The organism is Ruegeria sp. YTSC106 (assembly GCF_059609765.1).
Window position 1 is genome coordinate 1 of the sequence record NZ_JBXWMI010000047.1, and the last position, 1,656, is coordinate 1,656.

The window sequence follows — 1,656 nt, forward strand, 5'->3', positions numbered from 1 at the left end:
AAAGCTCGTTACTTTTCCCAACCATTGATCGAGGTTCTTATTATTTGTTTTCTATGCTTTACGAGCCAACGGTTTTGGGTAGAAAAACACCGATTTGGAGATCAGCATGCCGGACCTCGAAACAAACAAGAAAAACGTCATCGCTTTCTACGAAATGATGTTCAACGAGTGTCGACCTGCCGAGGCCATAGCGACCTTTGTTGGCGAAACCTATACGCAGCACAACCCGCATGTTGGCGACGGCAAGCAAGCCTTTGTCGATTATTTCGAGCGCATGGCTGCTGAATACCCGGGAAAGCGCGTGGACATCAAACGCGCGTTTGCCGAAGGCGATCACGTTATTCTGCATTGCCACCAAATCTGGCCCGATGGTCTCGAGTACGCAGGGATCGATATTTTTCGCCTGGATGCTGATGGTAAGGTTGTCGAGCACTGGGATGTTCTTCAGGAAGTTCCAGAAAACAGCGCGAATGAAAATGGCATGTTCTGACTTAACCGTTGTGACTACTGTGCATGGAACTTCGAAAGGTCCTGCCGGCTGAGCCACGATAGTCAAAAGTCATAAGTCTGATCCAAGAAACCCGCCGAAGCGTATCTATCAAGAACCCTTTAGAAAGAAGATAAATATGCTCCCGAAGAGTATTCTTGCAGCGACCCTTGGACTATTTGCAGCTACTTCGCTTCATGCTGGTGTACAAATTCGCTTTATAGAAGGCGCACCCAAGGACCGTTTTGTTCTGACAAATGTCGGAACGTGCGAAGTTGAAGCTTCGACCCTCAAAATCGACTTGTCGCAATCTACCGGACGATTGATTTTCGACGTTACCAAAAAAGGTGCAGGCGTAGAGGTGTTTCAACCTCTCGAATTCGTTGAGGGTGCGGATGCTCTGCGGCAACTTCCTTCGGTTGTGGACGGGCAAAATACAATTGAACTTGAGATTGCATCCCTTGCAGTCGGGGACAAACTCGCCTTTACCATCGATGTGGATGACACCGTTGGGCAACGCGAAATCACCGTAACAGGGTCGGAGATAGAAGGCGCCACGGTGTCTTATTCCGATGCGGATAAGACCAGTACTGCAACCTTCTCTTCCGAAGCGCTTGTCAACGTGACGACCAAGGATTGCTGAAAGCAGTCCCGCAATGTCGAATTTGTCGATCCGCATAGCATTTCTCGCGCTCATGTTGGGAGGTGGCATCCTGATCGGGACACTGACCGCACCTGGCGATTGGTATGCGCAGCTTTCTAAACCTGCTTTCAATCCACCAAATTGGATATTTGGCCCGGTCTGGACGGTGCTTTATGTGTTGATCGCCATGGCGGGTTGGCGTCAGTTCGAAACAGACCGAAGCTCGGCTGCCATGAAGCTGTGGTGGGCACAGATGGCTCTGAATTTTTTGTGGTCCCCAACCTTTTTTGTACTGCAACTGCCGTGGTTTGCCCTTGTGGTCATTGTCGCGTTGCTGATTGTCATCGTCGTGTTCATCGCTCGGGTCAGGAACTCGGATCGGGTCTCCGCACTGGCCTTCTTGCCTTACTTTGCATGGGTCGCATTTGCCGCGGCACTGAACCTTTCCATTGCAATACTGAACTGAGAAGGAACAATATGCGTGCCAAATTTGTTGGGCTTGTTTCAAGTCTTTATATCATCGGAT

3 protein-coding genes are annotated in these 1,656 nt (G+C 49.8%); all 3 read left to right on the forward strand.

Annotated features, from left to right (window positions below; genetic code table 11):
• Window positions 1-106: 106 nt before the first annotated feature.
• The 3 genes from AC2FEB_RS23290 to AC2FEB_RS23300 all read left to right on the forward strand — a co-directional run bounded on the left by AC2FEB_RS23290 (window position 107) and on the right by AC2FEB_RS23300 (window position 1,596).
• Window positions 107-490 carry a nuclear transport factor 2 family protein gene (locus AC2FEB_RS23290; protein WP_496884421.1) on the forward strand — a complete coding sequence of 128 codons (384 nt, stop codon included), beginning with the start codon at window positions 107-109 and terminating at the stop codon, window positions 488-490.
• A 136-nt stretch (window positions 491-626) separates the two neighbouring features.
• Window positions 627-1,130: an aggregation factor core gene (locus AC2FEB_RS23295; RefSeq protein ID WP_496884422.1), complete on the forward strand. Its 504-nt coding sequence runs from the start codon at window positions 627-629 to the stop codon at window positions 1,128-1,130.
• A 13-nt stretch (window positions 1,131-1,143) separates the two neighbouring features.
• Window positions 1,144-1,596 carry a TspO/MBR family protein gene (locus tag AC2FEB_RS23300; protein ID WP_496884423.1) on the forward strand — a complete coding sequence of 151 codons (453 nt, stop codon included), beginning with the start codon at window positions 1,144-1,146 and terminating at the stop codon, window positions 1,594-1,596.
• The last annotated feature ends 60 nt before the right edge of the window (window positions 1,597-1,656 follow it).

Bases quoted from the DNA above. Each gene is read 5' to 3' on its own strand.
- AC2FEB_RS23290 (WP_496884421.1), top strand. From the start codon at position 107: ATGCCGGACCTCGAAACAAACAAGAAAAACGTCATCGCTTTCTACGAA.
- AC2FEB_RS23300 (WP_496884423.1), top strand. From the start codon at position 1,144: ATGTCGAATTTGTCGATCCGCATAGCATTTCTCGCGCTCATGTTGGGA.
- AC2FEB_RS23295 (WP_496884422.1), top strand. From the start codon at position 627: ATGCTCCCGAAGAGTATTCTTGCAGCGACCCTTGGACTATTTGCAGCT.